1 pseudogene is annotated in these 270 nt (G+C 48.9%); it reads right to left on the bottom strand.

Going from position 1 to position 270, the window contains the following annotated elements:
• A pseudogene (locus SB765_RS29960) lies at nt 1-195 on the bottom strand (mandelate racemase); the annotation flags it as partial.
• Nucleotides 196-270: the final 75 nt, after the last annotated feature.

A 270-nucleotide genomic window follows, 5' to 3' on the forward strand; every position in this document is an offset into this window, starting at 1 on the left:
GCGTTGCCGGATGAGGCCACCCTGGCCATAACGGCCGTTAGAGTTAAAGCCGTATCCCACTACACGGCGCCCGTCGACTACAACATCTGTCACAACGGCGACAAGGCTTGTCGTCATCTTGCTGAAATCGATGTACGCGTTACGAATAGGGGAAGCAATGGGTTTGGTAATTTTTACAACATGAAGGATGCGCATGATCCCTCCGGTAGTTCTCAGTCAAAGACTGTTTTACTAAAATACCTACGCAATCAGTTATGTCATGCCATCTGT

Origin of the sequence: Pseudomonas sp. SIMBA_067 (assembly GCF_046534675.1) — a bacterium.
Lineage (GTDB): Bacteria > Pseudomonadota > Gammaproteobacteria > Pseudomonadales > Pseudomonadaceae > Aquipseudomonas > Aquipseudomonas putida.